This window comes from Natrialba sp. PRR66, from assembly GCF_034808065.1.
Classification (GTDB): domain Archaea; phylum Halobacteriota; class Halobacteria; order Halobacteriales; family Natrialbaceae; genus Natrialba; species Natrialba aegyptia.
Map to the genome: position 1 here is coordinate 1 of NZ_JAXHGN010000237.1, position 241 is coordinate 241.

Annotated in this window: 1 protein-coding gene; it reads right to left on the minus strand. The window is 70.5% G+C overall.

Annotated elements, in window-relative coordinates; all coding sequences use genetic code 11:
• The coding region (locus SM755_RS24090) for a hypothetical protein (protein WP_323174894.1) at positions 1-241 on the minus strand (241 nt) is incomplete at both ends.

Genomic DNA, 241 nt, shown 5'->3' on the forward strand with positions numbered 1-241 from the left:
TGGACTCCGTCGAGTCCGCCATCTCGGACGACTGACGGCGGTCGGTGTCGACGCGCACCCGCGGCCAGTTCTCGCGGGTCGTCTCGAGTTCGCCGTCCGGTGACAGCCTCGTCGAGTACGCGGCAGCAAGCCGAGTTCGAAACGTCGATTCGCGCACGACGACGCCGCCGAGCCCGGCGTCGGCCTCGCTCGCGGATTCCCCCTGCGCGAGCGGCGAGCGCGGAGGGGGTAGCGATTGAAC